This is a genomic window from Marinomonas foliarum (assembly GCF_003337275.1).
Lineage (GTDB): Bacteria > Pseudomonadota > Gammaproteobacteria > Pseudomonadales > Marinomonadaceae > Marinomonas > Marinomonas foliarum.
Map to the genome: position 1 here is coordinate 37,945 of NZ_QPJQ01000009.1, position 16,508 is coordinate 54,452.

Here is a 16,508-nt window from a genome sequence, read left to right on the forward strand (position 1 = left end):
ATTGATCGTGAATCAATACGGTCAGGACGCGCTCGCTAATGGGATGTTTTATGGAAAATATTATTTTGGAAATGCGCAGCATTACCAAGACGTTTCCTGGAGTAAAAGCCCTCGACGCTGTGAACCTGAAAGTTCGTGCTGGCGAGATCCATGCCTTAGTGGGTGAAAATGGCGCGGGTAAATCGACTCTCATGAAAGTGCTGAGTGGCGTTTATCCACATGGAAGTTATGAAGGCGATATTCTGTTTAACGATGAAACCGTTGCATTTACTGGCATAACGGACAGCGAAGAGAAAGGCATCATCATTATTCACCAAGAGCTAGCGCTCGTGCCGCTTTTATCGATCGCTGAGAATCTATTTTTAGGTAATGAGAATGTTGAAGGTGGCGTCATCAATTGGCCAAAAACCTATTCTCGTACACAAGAGTTATTAGCAAAAGTTGGTTTAAGAGAGTCTCCCTCCACTTTAGTTGGGCAATTAGGTGTAGGCAAGCAGCAACTTGTTGAGATTGCCAAGGCCCTTGCTAAAGATGTGAAGTTGTTGATTCTGGATGAGCCAACGGCTGCGCTGCAAGAGAACGACAGCGCTAAGCTGCTTGATCTATTGCTGGAATTTAAAGCTCAGGGTATTTCCTCCATCCTGATTACCCACAAATTAAATGAAATCAGCCGTGTAGCAGACAGTATCACAGTCATCCGTGACGGTGCCTCAGTCTCCACGTTAGATTGTCGTGCGCAAAGCATCAGTGAAGAAGACATTATTCGCGACATGGTTGGCCGCGATATGGCACACCGCTACCCAGCAAGAAAGAACCCGACCGAAGAAGGTCACTTAGGGAAAACCTTGTTGGAGGTCAGCAATTGGAATGTTTGGCATCCTGAAGCAGTAGACCGTCAAATAATTCATGACATCGCCTTCAATGTGCATGCCGGTGAAATTGTTGGTATTGCGGGCTTGATGGGATCGGGTCGAACAGAATTAGCAATGAGCCTATTTGGACAAAGTTACGGTAAAAATGTCCAAGGTGAAGTGCGCTTACGTGGCGACGTCGCCGATTTATCCACGGTACCTAAAGCGATAAAAAGTGGTTTGGCGTACGTAACGGAAGACCGTAAAGAATTGGGTTTGATTCTTGAAGAAACTATTCAAACCAATACCACCTTAGCAAACCTAGATCGTGTGTCCTCAAAAGGCGTGATTGATGAAAACATCGAGCGCCAAGTGTCTGAAGATTACCGCAAAGCTCTCAATATTCGTACACCAAGTGTGTTCCAGAAAGTGATGAACTTGTCTGGGGGTAATCAACAAAAAGTGGTGTTGAGTAAGTGGCTTTATTCCCAGCCAGATGTGCTGATTCTGGACGAACCAACTCGCGGTATTGACGTGGGTGCCAAATTTGAAATCTACAGCATCATCAATGAGCTTGCCGATGATGGCAAAGGTGTGGTGATGATTTCTTCAGAGATGCCAGAGTTACTTGGCATGTGTGATCGTATTTATGTGATGAACGAGGGCCGTTTTGTTGGTGAGTTAGACAAAACGAATGCGAGCCAAGAAAAAATCATGTCAATGATAGTGAAAGCGTAACGGAGTAATAATAATGACAACAAAAGAAACCTCTACAGTGGTCCAATCGGCACCTTCTGTTACCAGCTACTTGAAGTCGCATATGCGTGATTACGGTATGTTGATCGCACTGGTTGTGATCATGGGCATGTTTCAATTTTTGACCGATGGCACTCTGATGCGTCCGGTTAACTTAACTAACTTATTCCTACAAAACAGCTACATCATCATCATGGCGATTGGCATGTTGCTGGTTATCGTCGCTGGTCATATCGATTTGTCGGTTGGCTCTGTGGCAGGCTTCATTGGGGCATTGGCTGCGGTGATGTCGGTTAACTATGACTTGCCAACGATTCTGGTTGTGCCTGTGTGTCTTGTTGTTGGCTTGATCATTGGTGGCCTACAAGGCTATTGGATTGCCTATTGGAAAATTCCGGCTTTTATCGTGACCTTAGCGGGCATGCTTGTATTCCGTGGTTTGACATTGGCGTTACTAGAAGGTCAATCTGTTGGTCCTTTTCCGAAAAGTTTTCAGCTATTAAGTACAGGATTTATCCCTGATGTATTTGGTGTGGGTCGTCCAAATGTCACTGCGCTTGTATTAGGCGTATTAGCAGCGAGCTCTATTGTCTTTTTGGCGGCACGTAGCCGATCTAGAGCATTAAAATACGGTATTCAAGATGAGCCTTTCTCTTTCTTTATCGTAAAAAATGCCTTGGTTGCCATCGCTATTATTTATTTGTCTTACCTATTAAGTACTTACCGTGGTTTGCCAAACGTTTTAATGACAATGGCTGTATTGATCGCGGTTTATACATTCTTAACCAACAGCACCACAATTGGTCGTCGCATCTATGCTTTGGGTGGCAACGTAAAAGCCGCGAAGCTTTCAGGTATTAATACAGAACGCTTAACCTTTTTGACTTTTGCCAATATGGGCATGTTGGCCGCATTGGCTGGTTTGATCTTTGCCGCGCGCTTAAATACAGCGACGCCAAAAGCCGGTTTCGCTATGGAGCTAGATGTTATTGCCGCTGTCTTTATCGGTGGTGCGTCCATGACAGGTGGTGTCGGTAAAATCATCGGTGCGGTGATTGGTGCCTTCATCATGGGTGTAATGAACAACGGGATGTCGATTTTAGGTATTGGGATTGATTGGCAGCAAGTTATCAAAGGTTTGGTCTTGCTTGCAGCGGTTATCTTCGACGTCTACAACAAACAAAAAGCGCGCTAAGAACGCGGGTTAAGGAGCGATTTATGTTGTTTTTATCTCAAATTAAACAAGGTGGTGTGGTCTGTCGTGAAGGCAATGAAGCACACCTTGTTCTTCATGCATCGAGTGTTTATGAGCTCGCAAAAGAAGCCGTTAAAAATGGCGTGCCGCTGAAGTCTATTATCGAGAAACATGGTCTAGGTGAGGCGGTCAATTTGGCCGAACTTGCTAACAAAAACCAATTAGATTGTCCTGTACGCCATCCAGATCCTGCACATATGTATTTAACTGGAACGGGTTTGACTCATTTAGGCTCTGCTGCAACGCGAAACGCCATGCATGCAAAAAGTGAAGAGCTAACGGATTCGATGAAGATCTTCCAAATGGGCGTTGAAGGCGGCAAGCCAAAAGACGGTGAAGAGGGTGTACAGCCAGAATGGTTTTATAAAGGCAATGGCGCTGGCGTGGTTGCGCCGGGTGATGCTTTGCCTTCACCATCCTTTGCATTAGATGGCGGTGAAGAGCCTGAAATCGCTGGTTTTTACTTGGTGGGTGATGACGGCAAAGTGCATCGTCTTGGGTATACCTTGGCGAATGAATTCTCCGATCACGTGACAGAGCGCCAGAACTATTTGTATTTGGCTCATTCAAAATTGCGTCCAGCGTCGTTTGGTCCAGAATTGCTCGTGGGCGAATTGCCAATGCACATTGATGGTCATTCACGTATAGAACGTGGCGAGAAAACGCTTTGGGAGAAAGGCTTTTTATCTGGTGAGGACAATATGTCACACACCTTTAAGAACCTAGAACACCATCATTTTAAATACTCTATTTTCCGCCAACCAGGCGACCTGCATGTGCATATGTTTGGCACAGCGACCTTGTCGTTTGCAGATGGTGTTCAGGCTAAAGAAGGCGATGTATTTGAAATTTCCTCTCCTACTTTTGGCTTGCCATTACGTAACGCCTTGGCGAAAGAAGCAGAGTTATCCACTGAGGTAGACGTGCTATGAAAAAGCCAATGGCCGTTTACCCCGACTTAAAAGATCGTTCTGTGTTTATCTCTGGTGGTGCGACAGGTATCGGTGCCGCCATTGTTGAAGCGTATGCCAAACAAGGTGCAAAAACGGCCTTTGTGGATTTGGATGAAAAAGCAGGCTCTGCGCTTGCTAAACGTCTTACCAAAGAAGGCTACGAAGTGCGCTTTGACGTGTGTGACATCACCGATATCCAAGATTATCAAAGCAAAATCCGTGCGGCTGCAGAGGTTTTTGGCCCAATTTCAGTATTGATGAATAACGCGGCCAACGATGTGCGTCATTCTTTGGAATCGCTGACCGAAGAGCGTTTCGATGAATTAGTTGGTGTGAACATCAAGCACGCTATGTTCGCAGCGCAAGCTGTCGCGCCAATGATGCGCAAACTGGGTGGTGGCTCGATTATCAATTTTGGTTCTGTGGGCTGGATGATGCCGACAGCAGGCTACCCAACTTATGGTACGAGCAAAGCCGCGACCCATGGTTTAACTCGCTCTCTTGCCCGTGATTTAGGTGGTGCAGGTATTCGAGTGAATACTTTGGTGCCGGGTTGGGTGATGACAGAAAAACAGCTGCGCATGTGGGTTGATGATGCTGCAGAAGAAAAGATTAAACAAAGCCAATGCCTAGCAGGCAAAGTGCTTCCCGAACACATCGCCAACATGGCGTTGTTCTTAGGGTCCGATGCGGCGGCAATGTGCTCGGCGCAGAACTTTATTGTTGATGGAGGTTGGGTATGAGTGATTCTAAGAAAAGCACGTTCGTACCAAAAACATGGCCGCGTAAATTACGTTCCACTGAATGGTTTGGTGGGACATCACGTGATCACATTTACCATCGCAGCTGGATGAAAAACCAAGGCTTACCGGCGGACTTGTTTGATGGCCGTCCAGTAATTGGTATTTGTAATACTTGGTCGCAGCTAACACCTTGTAACGCCCATCTTCGCGATCTTGCTGATCGAGTGAAGCATGGTATTTATGAGGCGGGTGGTTTGCCACTGGAATTTCCTGTGTTTTCTGTGGGTGAAAGCTCACTTCGTCCGACGGCTATGATGTATCGCAACATGGCGGCCATGGACGTGGAAGAAGCCTTGCGTGCGAATCCGCTCGACGGTGTTGTCTTGTTGGCAGGTTGTGACAAAACTACTCCAGCGCTGCTTATGGGCGCGTGTAGTGTCGATATTCCATCGATTGTCGTATCTGGTGGCCCAATGTTGAATGGCTATTTCAGAGGCGAGCGTGTGGGCTCCGGCACAGCCTTGTGGCAAATGTCGGAAGACATTAAAGCTGGCAAGATGACGCAAGAAGATTTCCTTGAAGCTGAGCAATCTATGTCTCGCTCTGCTGGTGGTTGTAACACCATGGGAACCGCTAGCACCATGGCATCGATGGCCGAAGCCTTGGGTATGGCGTTATCTGGTAACGCAGCAATTCCGGCGGTAGATAGCCGACGTCGAGTGATGGCGCACCTTACTGGTCGTCGTATTGTTGATATGGTGAAAGACGATTTGAAACCGTCTGACATTTTAACTCGCCAAGCGTTTGAAAATGCGATTCGTGTTAATGGCGCAATTGGTGGCTCCACTAATGCCGTGATTCACTTATTGGCTATTGCTGGTCGTGTTGGTGTGGATTTAAGCCTAGACGATTGGGATAAATTGGGCCAAGAAATTGCCACAATTGTGAACTTGATGCCATCGGGCAAATACTTGATGGAAGAGTTCTTCTACGCAGGCGGCTTGCCTGTGGTAATCAAGCATTTGGCTGAGGCTGGCAAACTGCATAAAAACGCCATTACCGTGTCTGGTGAATCCATTTGGGAAGAAGTAAAAGAGGTTCGTAACTGGAATCCAGATGTTATTTTGCCCGTTGAAAAAGCACTGACACAAAAGGGCGGTATTGTTGTATTGAAAGGCAACCTTGCGCCACAAGGAGCGGTATTGAAACCTTCCGCAGCGTCGGCGCATTTATTGCAGCACCGTGGCCGTGCTGTGGTGTTTGAAGACATTGATGACTACAAAGCTAAGATCAATGATGAAGCCTTGGACATCGATGAAAACTGCGTCATGGTACTAAAAAACTGTGGGCCAAAAGGTTACCCAGGCATGGCGGAAGTAGGCAATATGGGCTTGCCACCAAAAGTGCTGCGTAAGGGCATCAAAGACATGGTGCGCATTTCTGATGCTCGTATGTCAGGAACCGCCTATGGCACTGTGGTGTTGCATACTACGCCAGAAGCCGCTGCGGGTGGGCCATTGGCTGTGATTCAAAATGGCGACATGATTGAACTAGACGTAGAAAATCGTCGTCTTCATGTAGACATTTCGGATGAAGAAATGGCAACACGTTTAGCGAACTGGAAAAGTCACTTGGAAGCACCAAAAAGTGGTTATATCAAATTATTCCATGACCACGTACAGGGTGCCGATACCGGTGCTGATTTTGACTTCCTAAAAGGTTGTCGAGGCGCTGCGGTGCCAAAAGACAGCCATTAAATTAAGTTTTTTAAGTCTGACTCTGCCTTGTGATGGCAGCACCGCCCCAACGGACATCCCTGTCCGCGAGGGGCGTAACGCCCATCCTTGGGCTTGATGCTTGCCATCGCTAGGCTACTTCAGAGCTTAATTTAATTTAATTTAATGTATTGAATTTCATTTATTAAAGAGAGGAGTGAGTATGTTAACGGGACAGCATTTTATTGCCGGTAAATGGGTAAAGGGCGACGCAACATTTTCTTCAACGCCTGCTACAGGACCTTCTCATGAATTTGCCGTTGGTCGCGTGTCAGATGTGGATGCAGCGGTAGAAGCAGCCGAAGCTGCTTTTGAGGAATTTGGTTATTCCACTCGTGAAGATCGCGCGGCTTTTCTGAATGCCATTGCTGACGAAATTGATGTTTTGGGCGATCAAATTACTGAAGTTGGCGTACAAGAAACCGGTTTGCCAGTCGCACGTTTGCAAGGCGAACGCGGCCGTACAACAGGTCAGCTACGCTTATTCGCTGAGCGTATTTTGTCTGGTGAATACTTGGATCGTCGTTTTGATGAAGCCTTGCCAGATCGTGCCCCATTACCACGTCCAGATATGTACATGGTGCAGCGTCCAATTGGTCCTGTTGCTGTGTTCGGCGCGTCTAACTTTCCATTGGCGTTTTCAACAGCGGGCGGCGATACCGCAGCGGCATTAGCAGCAGGTTGTCCTGTTGTAGTGAAAGGTCATTCAGCTCATCCGGGAACGGGTGAATTAGTCGCTCAAGCCGTTGATGCGGCCGTAAAACGTTGCAAGATGCCAGCCGGCGTCTTTTCTTTGATCCAAGGCGGTAATCGCCAAGTTGGTCAAGCGCTAGTTCAGCATCCGTTAATCAAAGCGGTTGGCTTTACTGGTAGTTTGGCGGGTGGTCGTGCCTTGTTTGATTTGTGTGCGGCGCGTCCAGAGCCAATTCCTTTCTTTGGCGAGCTGGGTTCTGTGAACCCAATGTTTGTGATGCCGGAAGCATTGAAAAACCGTGCTGAAGAGTTAGGTAAAGGCTGGGCGGGTTCATTGACTATGGGCGCAGGGCAGTTCTGTACTAACCCTGGTATTGCGGTGATGTTGGATAACGCAGATTCAAAAGCCATGATTGCAGCAGCGAGTGCGGCCTTATCTGAGATCTCTGCGCAAACCATGCTGACTGATGGCATTGCTGATGCGTACCGTTCTGGTGTTGCTGCAATAGAAAAAACGGGTATTGAGTCGGTTGTTCGTACAACAGACACAACGGATAGAACGGCATTGCCAAACTTGTTCACGGTAACGGGTCAAGCATGGCTAGATCACCCAACTCTTCATCAAGAAGTATTTGGTCCTCTTGGTTTGGTGGTTCTGGCGGAAAGCGTCGAGCAGATGGTCGAGTTGGCTCGTCATTTGGAAGGTCAGTTGACGTGTACGATTCACCTTGATGAAGGTGACCATTCAGCATGTCAGAAGCTTTTGCCTGTATTGGAACGCAAAGCTGGTCGTTTGCTAGCAAATGGTTTCCCAACAGGAGTTGAAGTGAACGACACCATGGTTCACGGCGGGCCGTATCCGGCGTCGACAAATTTCGGTGCAACCTCAGTCGGCACCTTGTCGATTCGTCGTTTCTTGCGTCCTGTTTGTTACCAAAACATACCAAAGGCATTGTTACCAAAAGATCTAGCTGGCTAGTTCTTAAGCATTAAATATCCCAAGGCGGGTTATTAAGCGAGTTCGGTTTTGAAAGCAACCGACTCGCTTTTTTTTGCTGTTTCGCAAAGGTTAAGAGCGAGTATTTACGCGTTGGTAGGTTTCTGTTCGAGCTCAGCAAGCACCAAACGCTTGAGCTGGTTGGCAAGAGGCGACAATTGGCGGCCACGCATTTGCAATAAATAATAAGGACTCATGATTATTTTTCGGTCTAGTTTGAGTGTTTTTAAATCGGCTTTTACTTTATGGCCAACTAACAAGTCACTCACTTCTCTGGCCATAGGCGCAATGGCGTTGGAAGACACAAGAATCGCGATCAATGCCAATAATGACGTGCTGTTGGTGATACTTAATGGCAATTCGGCGCGTTCTTCCATAAAGGCGGCTTCAACCGCTTCGCGTATGGGAGCGCGGTGAGACTGCATGACCCATTCAAAATGAGCTAAATCTTTTACTTTGACGACATCTAAGTGAGCTAATGGATGGTCTTTACGAACTAATAAATTGACCGATTCTGTGCGCGCTGGGTAAATCTCAAATTCGTTGGCGTCGTATTGTTTGGGAATACGGGCAAGCACGAAGTCATTGTGTCCAGCGACTAAATCGCGAACTAAAACATCACTGGTATCGACGTTAATATCAATTTCGGCTTTGGGGGCGATAGCTCGCAATTGCTGAATAGCGGGAATGACAAATCCCACTGCCGCGCCAGTGACTGCGCCAATAGCGGTTGTTCCGCCGCCGCCTTCTTTAAGTTCGTCTACTTCACGGGCAAGATCGCGTAACTCAACTAAAAGGTTGTGCGCCCGGCGTGCCACGGCTTGACCAACCAAGGTTGGTTCCATGCCTTTGGCATGACGAATAAATAAACGTGTACCGATAGTTTGTTCAATTTCACTCAACATGCGTGATGCAGCAGGTTGTGTCATTGCCATTTCATCCGCAGCAATGCCCAGTTGACCATGCTCGGAAATAACCGAAATTAAGCGTAGTTGATTGAGTTTTAAATGCTTGGCCAGACCTATGTCCATATCGACCTCTGTTATTGTTTTTAATAAAGGTATTTTACTCTAAATAGAAGCTATTTGCGTCTAATAGCAATAAAAAAGCCCAAATAAATGGGCTTTTTTAGCGTTTCTCTTGTACAAAGTTATGATTGTTATTTAAGGCTGAAACTGGCGATTAACGGCGCTTTCAGGGTCAAAACTGTCGACGGCAATGTCTTGTGCTTCGGCTGTCCATTTCCATGTGGTGGCGAGTCGCTCTTTGGTGAATGCGCCGTAACCATCTTGATCACTGACGGCGTTATAAACCAAGGATTTGATTGAATTAATTGTGTTTGTTGCAGTACTAGCATCAACTTCTGGCACCATGTCATGAACGATTTGCCCGCTTTCTTTTGGGTACTCCCAAGTATATTTGATGGCTTTTTTATAGGCTTGAACAAAACGTTTTGTCACATCTGGGTGCTTATTGATAAAGCGGTCAGAGGCAATAACAGAAGTCGAGTAAAACTCTAAACCGGCATCGTACCATGGCAATACTCGCAAAGTTTGACCGGCGCTTTTGGCTTGTTGCTGATAAATTACCGTATCTGTTATCCATGAAATAACTACGTCAGTGTTACCGGAAAGTAACATTGGGTTTAGTGCACCAGCGTCAGCTTTGACCAATTTGATACTGTCTGGATCAACGTTATTCACTTCTAACAATAAGGGTAAAAAGACATTTGAAGACGTATAAGGCGAGGTGGCAATGCGTTTTCCTGCGACGTCTTTGACGCTTTTAACGTCTGAATCAGCAGGCACAAAGAAAGCGTGGGGCGCTTTACTAAAGACGGAATACACCGCGGAAACCGGCACATCATTTTGTGCTTTTGCCATTAATAACGCGACCAAGTCAGATAAGCCCATGTCGGCATTACCAGTGGCGAGTTTGCTGATCGCGTCGGTGGAACCTCGGCCGCTTGCCACAGAGACGTCTAAATCAACGTCTTTGAAAAAGCCTTTTTTGATGCCTACATAAACCGGTGCTTTATCGCCACCAGGTAACCAATCTAGCTGAAACTTTACTTTATCAGCGGCGAAAACCGCGTTTCCACTTAAGGCTGTCAATGCCATGGCCCCAGCTAGGCATAGATTACGAAATAAGGTTGTCTTGTTCATTGTTTTCTCCATGTTTCATCATAGATCTGGCTCTGCTTTTCTAAGCAAGCCAAGCTCAGTTAGTGAAACAACCACAAAGAAAACAAGATGAGGAAAGAGCGAGAGGGCTGGGTACACAGTCGAATTAAGTAGATACGGCTGTCACTTCCCTTTCGACATCCTCTTTGGGTTGTCGATAAAGGCAGTGAGCAATGCCCGAATTTGGTTTGTCGGAACCCGACACCAAATTTGACCGCTTCTACTCATTGCGCCACGCAAACTATTTGCGCCACTTATGACTAAGCAACAAGCAGGCCAAATATATTTGTCTATAAATTCGGCAGTTATGTGGTAGTTAGTGCTCTGTTCTGCACTTGAATTGGGCGCATTGTGGTCTAGTCGCACCATAAATATGATTAATAGCATGTGAAATATGATGAATGGTTCGTGCTTGCTGTGTGCTTACTGCCGTTGCATAGACTGGTACAAGGTTTGCTTGTTGACTTAGTTAAGTTGTATGTGAATTAAAGAGTAGAAGCGGTTAAGCCTTTTGGCCTGGACATTGCTCTTTCCTAAAAAGGAGAGTGTTATGCCCCAGTATTTAATCCGCCAAGCCAAAGCCGTTGCAGGTTATGAGCTTCCTCAAGATATCCGTATTAAAGATGGCGTGATTGCCGCCATTGCTCCAACGCTAGATCGCGAGCCTGACGACGAGTTAATAGATGCGTCTCACTGTGTGGTTTACCCAGGGTTTGTGAATACTCACCATCATCTTGCTCAGTCGATACTAAAAGGCGTTCCTGCTGGTTTGAACCAAGGTTTAGGGGAATGGCTGGCAAGCGTGCCGTATCGATTCTGGCCACAAATTACGCCAGATTTAATGTATGTCGCAGCGAAATTAGGCCTGTACGAGCAATTGCGCTCTGGTGTGACGACCTGTGCAGATCATCATTATTTGTACCATGCGAACACATCACCGGAATTAGAAGACGCTGTTTGGCGTGCTGCCGAAGATTTAGGTATTCGCTTAGTTTTATGCCGTGGTGGCGCAACGGTGCAAGGCAGTCATAAAGGTATGAAAGACAGCGGCATTGTTCCTGAATCATTGGAATTGTCATTAGATCGCCTTGATGCTTCCTACAAACGCTACCATGACAACAACCCATTCAGCATGCGACGCTTGGTCGTCGCGCCGACCAGTTTGGTTCACACATCGCCAGCAGAAGACTTACGTGGTTATGCTCAGTGGGCAAAAGAGCGAAACCTGCTGCGCCACTCACATTTATTGGAAGTGTCTTTTGATGAGCAAATGGCGCAACAAAATTTCGGTATGAGCGCCATTGATTACGCCGCTCACTGTGATTGGTTAGGCGACGATGTGTGGTTCGCTCACTTGGTGCAAGCGGATGCTCATGCAATTGAATTACTAGCGCAAACCAAGACGCGAATTGCCCATTGCCCCACATCAAACTGTCGACTCGGCAGCGGTATCGCACCAGTTCTTGAAATGGAAAAAGCTGGGATTCCTATTGCTATTGGAGTTGATGGCTCGGCATCGAGTGAAAATGCTTCCATGCTGCAAGAGTTGAATTTAGCTTGGTTGTTACATCGTACTCAGGGTGGACCGACAGCAACAAACGTGGCGCAAGTGCTTAAATGGGGAACGCAAAACGGCGCGGATCTTTTGGGGCTTAAAACAGGGCAAATAGCCGAAGGTTATGCTGCCGATTTGGTTTTGTACTCTCTTGATGCTCCGCGTTATTCTGGCGTGCACAGTCCGTTAGAAGCACCGATTTTATGTGGTGAACCCGCGCTTATTAAACATAGCTTTGTAAACGGTAAACGTATGGTTGAAAATGGCCAAGTGCTTGGTGTGGACGAAGCCGAGTTAATTCAAGACGTAAAAGCGGCGGTACAGGAATTGTTAGCAAGCTCGCCTGCTAAATAATTGCGAGATGCTGAAGGAGGCGAGTAAACTATTAGTCCATTTTATTAATCGCTAAGGAAAGGGATGTCTCTTCTACATTCGCCACAATCTACAGAATTGCCGATAAAACGCTTGGCTGAAAAAGAACTGGTGGCCTTGTTTGCTCTGATGATGTCGCTGACGGCGTTGAGTATGGATGCCATGTTGCCGGCGTTTCCTTTCATTGCTGAGTCTCTGGCTGTGGTGGATTACCAGAAAACCCAGTGGATCGTCTCAGCAATGATACTAGGTATGGTGTTTGGGGAAATTTTCTTTGGACCTTTGTCCGATGCCATCGGCCGTAAAAAAAGTATTTTACTTGGTATCTGTGTGTATCTTATCGGTTCGGTAGTGGCGTTGTTGGCGTCGTCCATCGAGATGTTTTTGCTGGGGCGCATGATACAAGGGTTTGGCGTTGCTGGGCCAAAAATCGCATCTCGTGCCTTGATTCGAGATATGTACAAAGGCGCTGCGATGGCACGCATTATGTCCTTTGTGATGATGGTGTTTATTTTAGTGCCTATGCTTGCTCCCTCTATTGGGCAGCTCGTGTTGCAAGTCGCAGATTGGCGTTGGATTTTTGGTTTGTTAATGACTCAAGCAACCATTGCAGGCGTATGGTTGCTGCTGCGTCAGCCTGAAACCTTGTCGAAAGAGAACCGTATTCCACTTAACCGAAAACGATTAGTGGCCGATGTTCGTATCATACTTAGCCGTGGTGATGTCATGGCCTATACTGTGTTATTGGGCTGTATTTTTGGTGGTTTGATGTTGCATATAAGCACTGCCCAATCCATTTTTCAGGATGTGTATGACACAGGTGATCGCTTTCCTTTGTTCTTTGCCATGTTGGCGATTGGCTCTGCTGTTATCAATTTCTCAAACGGCAAGATTGTACTGCGAATCGGTATGCTGCGCTGTGTGATAAGTGCGTTGAGCGTACTGTTAACCTCTTCTTTTGTTTTGCTGTTATCAACTTTTTACTTTGATGGCGTTCCGCCTTTTGTGCTCTTTATGGGGTTGGGAATGGTGATGTTTTCCTGCTTCGGTATGGTGTTTGGTAATGTAAACGCCATGGCGATGGAGCCGCTAGGAAAAATGGCGGGGCTTGGGGCTTCCGTTATTTCATCGTTATCCAGCTTTCTGGCGATTATTTTATCGACCGTGATTGGGCAGTTTTATCATTTTACTGTGACGCCATTGGCAAGCGGTTTTGTTATTTTTTCTATTATTGCTTTTGTGATGCTGAGGTATGGGTACAAGTACAGCCAGCGTCATACCGTAGAATAAGGTTTTTCAGCGCATAGTTGGTTTGGTGAAGGTGGGTGTCATCCAGTGTTCACCAAAATAGGTTAGAATGTAAGCTCAGTTTTTAGTAAGAGCACACCTATTTCTATGTCATCCCAAATATCCCAATCTGATTCCTTAGCGAAGCAACTTTTTTCCATGACATGGCCGATGATGTTTGGCATTTTGTCGTTGATGAGTTTCCAGCTGGTGGACAGTGCCTTTATCGGACAATTGGGTATTTTGCCCTTAGCTGCACAGGGTTTTACTCTGCCCATTCAGATGGTTGTCATTGGTCTGCAAGTCGGGTTAGGGATCGCAACAACGGCGATTATTTCTCGTGCTTTAGGGGCAGGGAATACGCGTTATGCCAAGCAATTAGGTGGTTTGGTATTACTGATGGGGAGTGTGGGGATTGCTTTCTTTAGTGTGATCATTTGGTTCTCACGTCATCCTATTTTGGCGTTATTGAGTGCGCCGGATTCTGTTTATCCTGTTATCGATTCTTATTGGCCTCACTGGTTACTCAGTGCTTGGGTTGGGGCGTTGATCTATTTTTATTACAGCATTTGTCGATCTAATGGTAATACCATGTTGCCAGGTATCATGATGATTGTGACCAGCGTGCTTAACTTGGTGCTGGATCCTATTTTTATCTTCACCTTTGATCTTGGTTTGAATGGCGCCGCGATGGCAACCACGGTGGCGTTTGCTTTAGGTACTTTGATTGTTGCGCCGCAAGTCGCTCGTAAGCACTGGATTACCTTTGATTGGCAAGATCTCAATGTCGGCAAAAGTCTGACGTCGATAGGTCATATTATGGGACCTGCGATGGTGAGCCAGCTGCTGCCGCCAGTTTCTTCTATGTTGGCGACTAAGCTGATTGCTGGATTTGGTACGGCAGCGGTAGCGTCTTGGGCGCTGGGCTCGCGCTTTGAATTTTTCTCTATTGTGGCCGTGTTGGCGCTGACTATGTCCATGCCACCCATGGTCGGACGGTTGTTAGGCGAAGGGCGTTTAGATGATGTTCGTTATGTTGTGCGTTTAGCCTGTCGTTTCGTATTATCATTTCAACTATTGGTTGCAGTGGTTACTTTCTTCGTCTCGGGTCTGTTGGCGAACTTGATGACCAGTGATGAAGAAGTATCGATGATTTTGCATTGGCATTTGATGATAGTGCCGGTGAGTTTAGGCCTACTCGGCATTTGTATGTTGATGGTGTCGATCTCTAATGCGCTTGGTAAATCTTATACCGCTTTGACGATATCTGCATTGCGACTGTTTGCCTTCTTCTTGCCTTGTCTATGGATTGGTTCTGAATTAGCCGGACTTAAAGGGCTGTTCTTCGGCGTCTTGATCGGTAATGTTCTTGCGGGTATTTGTGCTTGGCGTATGTATCGCAGAGCGCTTGAACAGGTTGAGAAAAAGCTAGTACAGAATAAGACGTAATACCGCAATATCGTCCAATCTTTTCTGTTTGTTATTGGTTAGTCTATATCTATTGTTTCAGGGGCTTAAGTCTGGTCCTGACGCATTCTTATGAATTTAAGTTACAAGGAATTTAGACTTAGATGCGCCTTTAAGAATTCATCAATTAACCGTTTTTTTAGTCTTTTGTTAGACGCTTTCTCTTTGGGTAAGCGTGAAATGTGCGTGCCTACGTACTATCAAAAGTAGTCTTGTTCCGGAGAGTAATGCATTGAATAAAATCAATATTAACGAAAAGTTTGGATTGTTCACAGAGGAGTGGGCTCCGAAGATTATTGCGGAATCAAATGGCCAACTAGTTAAAATAGCAAAAGGAAGTGATGAGCTTGTTTGGCATACACATGAGCATGAAGATGAACTTTTTATTGTGTTCAAAGGGCAACTGACTTTGCAGATGAGAAGCGGAGATGTTGTACTCAACACTGGTGAAATGTTTGTTGTCCCTAAGGGTGTAGAGCATTGCCCTAAAGCAAAAAAAGATACTCATTTTATGATGGTTGAGCCTTTATCGACAGCTCATACTGGCAAACTTGAAAGTGAAGTAACGGTATCATTCGAGAAGCAAGATTGGATATAGCGCAATAACAAGTTGATACTGAGCTAGTGCGGAATAAGTTGTAATACCGCAATATCGTCCAATCTTTTCTGTTTGTTATTGGTTAGTCTATTGTTATTGATTAGGCTAGTTTCGGGAGGTTGTGATGTCAGTAGAAAATCATTTTCAGTTTGCGAAAAGTGCAGCCCTCGATGAGGTGATGTTGCTGGAAGCCTCTATGAGCGATTTTTCTTATGGCACTCATGCCCATGAGGAGTTTTCTTTCGGCGTAACTTTATCTGGTCGTCAGGATTTTTTTGCTTTAGGTGAACATCACAAAAGCTATGCTGGCAATGTGATTGTGTTTAATCCGGAAGAAGCTCACGATGGTCATTCAGGTGCGGATGATCCTCTTCACTACAAGATGCTTTATGTCCATCCTGATCAATTAACCCCCATGCTTGAAAGTGCAGGTATTCGTCGCTCGCAAGACTTTCGTATTGAACTTCCTGTGCAACAGGATGCGGTGCTCAAAGCGCACATTTTGCGCTTGGCTGCTTTGGTAGAAAGTTCTGCTACATCTGCACTGGAATATTCCTCTGCCTTGTTTGAATTTGCTGAATATTTGGCATGTCAAAAGGGTATTAAAATAGAAGCTAAGCAGCGATTGAAAGACCCTGTCTTTGAGCGAGTTCGCGAGTACTTACACGCTCATGTGAGTGCTGAAGTGTCACTTGATGAACTAAGCCAAGTAGCGCATATGTCGAAGTACCATTTACTGCGCTGCTTCCGTGATTATTTTGGTATGACGCCTCACCAATACTGGCAAAATTATCGAATGAACCGCGCCAAAGACGCGCTTGAGCTAGGAATGTCTCCAGCCGACGTGGCGTTTACCTTTGGCTTCACCGACCTGAGTTATTTTAATCGTCGATTTAAGCCCATGTTTGGGCTCACGCCTTATCAATTTAGGCGTACTTTGCTGCGTACTTAGCGGCAAACTTCACCTTATAGCTAATTCTTTTTCTATTACGTCTTTGTATCAAATATCCATTTGAGGAACTC

At 46.0% G+C, this 16,508-nt stretch carries 13 protein-coding genes; 11 read left to right on the forward strand and 2 right to left on the reverse strand.

All coding sequences use genetic code 11. The features are described 5' to 3' along the window. The first annotated feature begins 50 nt into the window (after positions 1-50). The 6 genes from mmsA (at position 51) to DFP77_RS06665 (ending at position 8,005) form a co-directional block, all read left to right on the forward strand. A complete protein-coding gene (mmsA, locus tag DFP77_RS06640; protein ID WP_114411499.1) occupies positions 51-1,589 on the forward strand; it encodes a multiple monosaccharide ABC transporter ATP-binding protein in 1,539 nt (512 codons plus the stop codon). Positions 1,590-1,602: 13 nt separating this feature from the next. Continuing rightward, positions 1,603-2,802 carry a multiple monosaccharide ABC transporter permease gene (gene mmsB, locus DFP77_RS06645; protein WP_114411500.1) on the forward strand — a complete coding sequence of 400 codons (1,200 nt, stop codon included), beginning with the start codon at positions 1,603-1,605 and terminating at the stop codon, positions 2,800-2,802. A 23-nt stretch (positions 2,803-2,825) separates the two neighbouring features. Then, the gene (araD1, locus tag DFP77_RS06650; RefSeq protein ID WP_114411501.1) at positions 2,826-3,794 is read left to right on the forward strand and encodes an AraD1 family protein; all 969 of its coding nucleotides are present in this window, start codon (positions 2,826-2,828) and stop codon (positions 3,792-3,794) included. After that, positions 3,791-4,558: an SDR family NAD(P)-dependent oxidoreductase gene (locus DFP77_RS06655; protein WP_114411502.1), complete on the forward strand. Its 768-nt coding sequence runs from the start codon at positions 3,791-3,793 to the stop codon at positions 4,556-4,558. The genes araD1 and DFP77_RS06655 overlap by 4 nt, the downstream gene beginning before the upstream one ends. Then, positions 4,555-6,315, forward strand: a complete 1,761-nt coding sequence (araD, locus tag DFP77_RS06660; protein ID WP_114411503.1) for an L-arabinonate dehydratase — start codon at positions 4,555-4,557, stop codon at positions 6,313-6,315. The genes DFP77_RS06655 and araD overlap by 4 nt, the downstream gene beginning before the upstream one ends. Before the next feature lie 181 nt (positions 6,316-6,496). Then, a complete protein-coding gene (locus DFP77_RS06665) occupies positions 6,497-8,005 on the forward strand; it encodes an aldehyde dehydrogenase (NADP(+)) (RefSeq protein WP_114411504.1) in 1,509 nt (502 codons plus the stop codon). Between the two features lie 104 nt (positions 8,006-8,109). Here the strand turns inward: DFP77_RS06665 and DFP77_RS06670 are convergent, their stop codons facing one another. Both DFP77_RS06670 and DFP77_RS06675 read right to left on the reverse strand, forming a co-directional pair. Continuing rightward, on the reverse strand, positions 8,110-9,054 hold the full coding sequence (locus tag DFP77_RS06670; RefSeq protein WP_114411505.1) for a LysR family transcriptional regulator: 945 nt from the start codon (positions 9,052-9,054) through the stop codon (positions 8,110-8,112). 132 nt (positions 9,055-9,186) lie between these two features. Next, positions 9,187-10,188, reverse strand: coding sequence for an ABC transporter substrate-binding protein (locus tag DFP77_RS06675; RefSeq protein ID WP_114411506.1), 1,002 nt, complete (start codon positions 10,186-10,188; stop codon positions 9,187-9,189). Between the two features lie 568 nt (positions 10,189-10,756). Between DFP77_RS06675 and DFP77_RS06680 the strand changes: the two genes are divergently transcribed. The 5 genes from DFP77_RS06680 (at position 10,757) to DFP77_RS06700 (ending at position 16,437) form a co-directional block, all read left to right on the forward strand. Further along, the gene (locus tag DFP77_RS06680; protein ID WP_114411507.1) at positions 10,757-12,115 is read left to right on the forward strand and encodes an amidohydrolase family protein; all 1,359 of its coding nucleotides are present in this window, start codon (positions 10,757-10,759) and stop codon (positions 12,113-12,115) included. Positions 12,116-12,178: 63 nt separating this feature from the next. Next, positions 12,179-13,423, forward strand: coding sequence for a multidrug effflux MFS transporter (locus DFP77_RS06685; protein ID WP_114411508.1), 1,245 nt, complete (start codon positions 12,179-12,181; stop codon positions 13,421-13,423). Positions 13,424-13,528: 105 nt separating this feature from the next. Then, positions 13,529-14,869 (forward strand): MATE family efflux transporter, encoded by a 1,341-nt coding sequence (locus tag DFP77_RS06690; RefSeq protein WP_114411509.1) that lies wholly within the window; start codon positions 13,529-13,531, stop codon positions 14,867-14,869. A gap of 250 nt (positions 14,870-15,119) precedes the next feature. Beyond that, positions 15,120-15,485, forward strand: coding sequence for a cupin domain-containing protein (locus DFP77_RS06695; protein WP_114411510.1), 366 nt, complete (start codon positions 15,120-15,122; stop codon positions 15,483-15,485). 124 nt (positions 15,486-15,609) lie between these two features. Continuing rightward, positions 15,610-16,437, forward strand: a complete 828-nt coding sequence (locus DFP77_RS06700; RefSeq protein ID WP_114411511.1) for an AraC family transcriptional regulator — start codon at positions 15,610-15,612, stop codon at positions 16,435-16,437. Positions 16,438-16,508 lie beyond the last annotated feature (71 nt).

Coding starts and splice junctions, on each gene's coding strand:
- mmsB (WP_114411500.1), top strand. CDS start 1,603: ATGACAACAAAAGAAACCTCTACAGTGGTCCAATCGGCACCTTCTGTT.
- araD1 (WP_114411501.1), top strand. CDS start 2,826: ATGTTGTTTTTATCTCAAATTAAACAAGGTGGTGTGGTCTGTCGTGAA.
- mmsA (WP_114411499.1), top strand. CDS start 51: ATGGAAAATATTATTTTGGAAATGCGCAGCATTACCAAGACGTTTCCT.
- DFP77_RS06700 (WP_114411511.1), top strand. CDS start 15,610: ATGTCAGTAGAAAATCATTTTCAGTTTGCGAAAAGTGCAGCCCTCGAT.
- araD (WP_114411503.1), top strand. CDS start 4,555: ATGAGTGATTCTAAGAAAAGCACGTTCGTACCAAAAACATGGCCGCGT.
- DFP77_RS06685 (WP_114411508.1), top strand. CDS start 12,179: ATGTCTCTTCTACATTCGCCACAATCTACAGAATTGCCGATAAAACGC.
- DFP77_RS06675 (WP_114411506.1), bottom strand. CDS start 10,188: ATGAACAAGACAACCTTATTTCGTAATCTATGCCTAGCTGGGGCCATG.
- DFP77_RS06670 (WP_114411505.1), bottom strand. CDS start 9,054: ATGGACATAGGTCTGGCCAAGCATTTAAAACTCAATCAACTACGCTTA.
- DFP77_RS06690 (WP_114411509.1), top strand. CDS start 13,529: ATGTCATCCCAAATATCCCAATCTGATTCCTTAGCGAAGCAACTTTTT.
- DFP77_RS06655 (WP_114411502.1), top strand. CDS start 3,791: ATGAAAAAGCCAATGGCCGTTTACCCCGACTTAAAAGATCGTTCTGTG.
- DFP77_RS06680 (WP_114411507.1), top strand. CDS start 10,757: ATGCCCCAGTATTTAATCCGCCAAGCCAAAGCCGTTGCAGGTTATGAG.
- DFP77_RS06665 (WP_114411504.1), top strand. CDS start 6,497: ATGTTAACGGGACAGCATTTTATTGCCGGTAAATGGGTAAAGGGCGAC.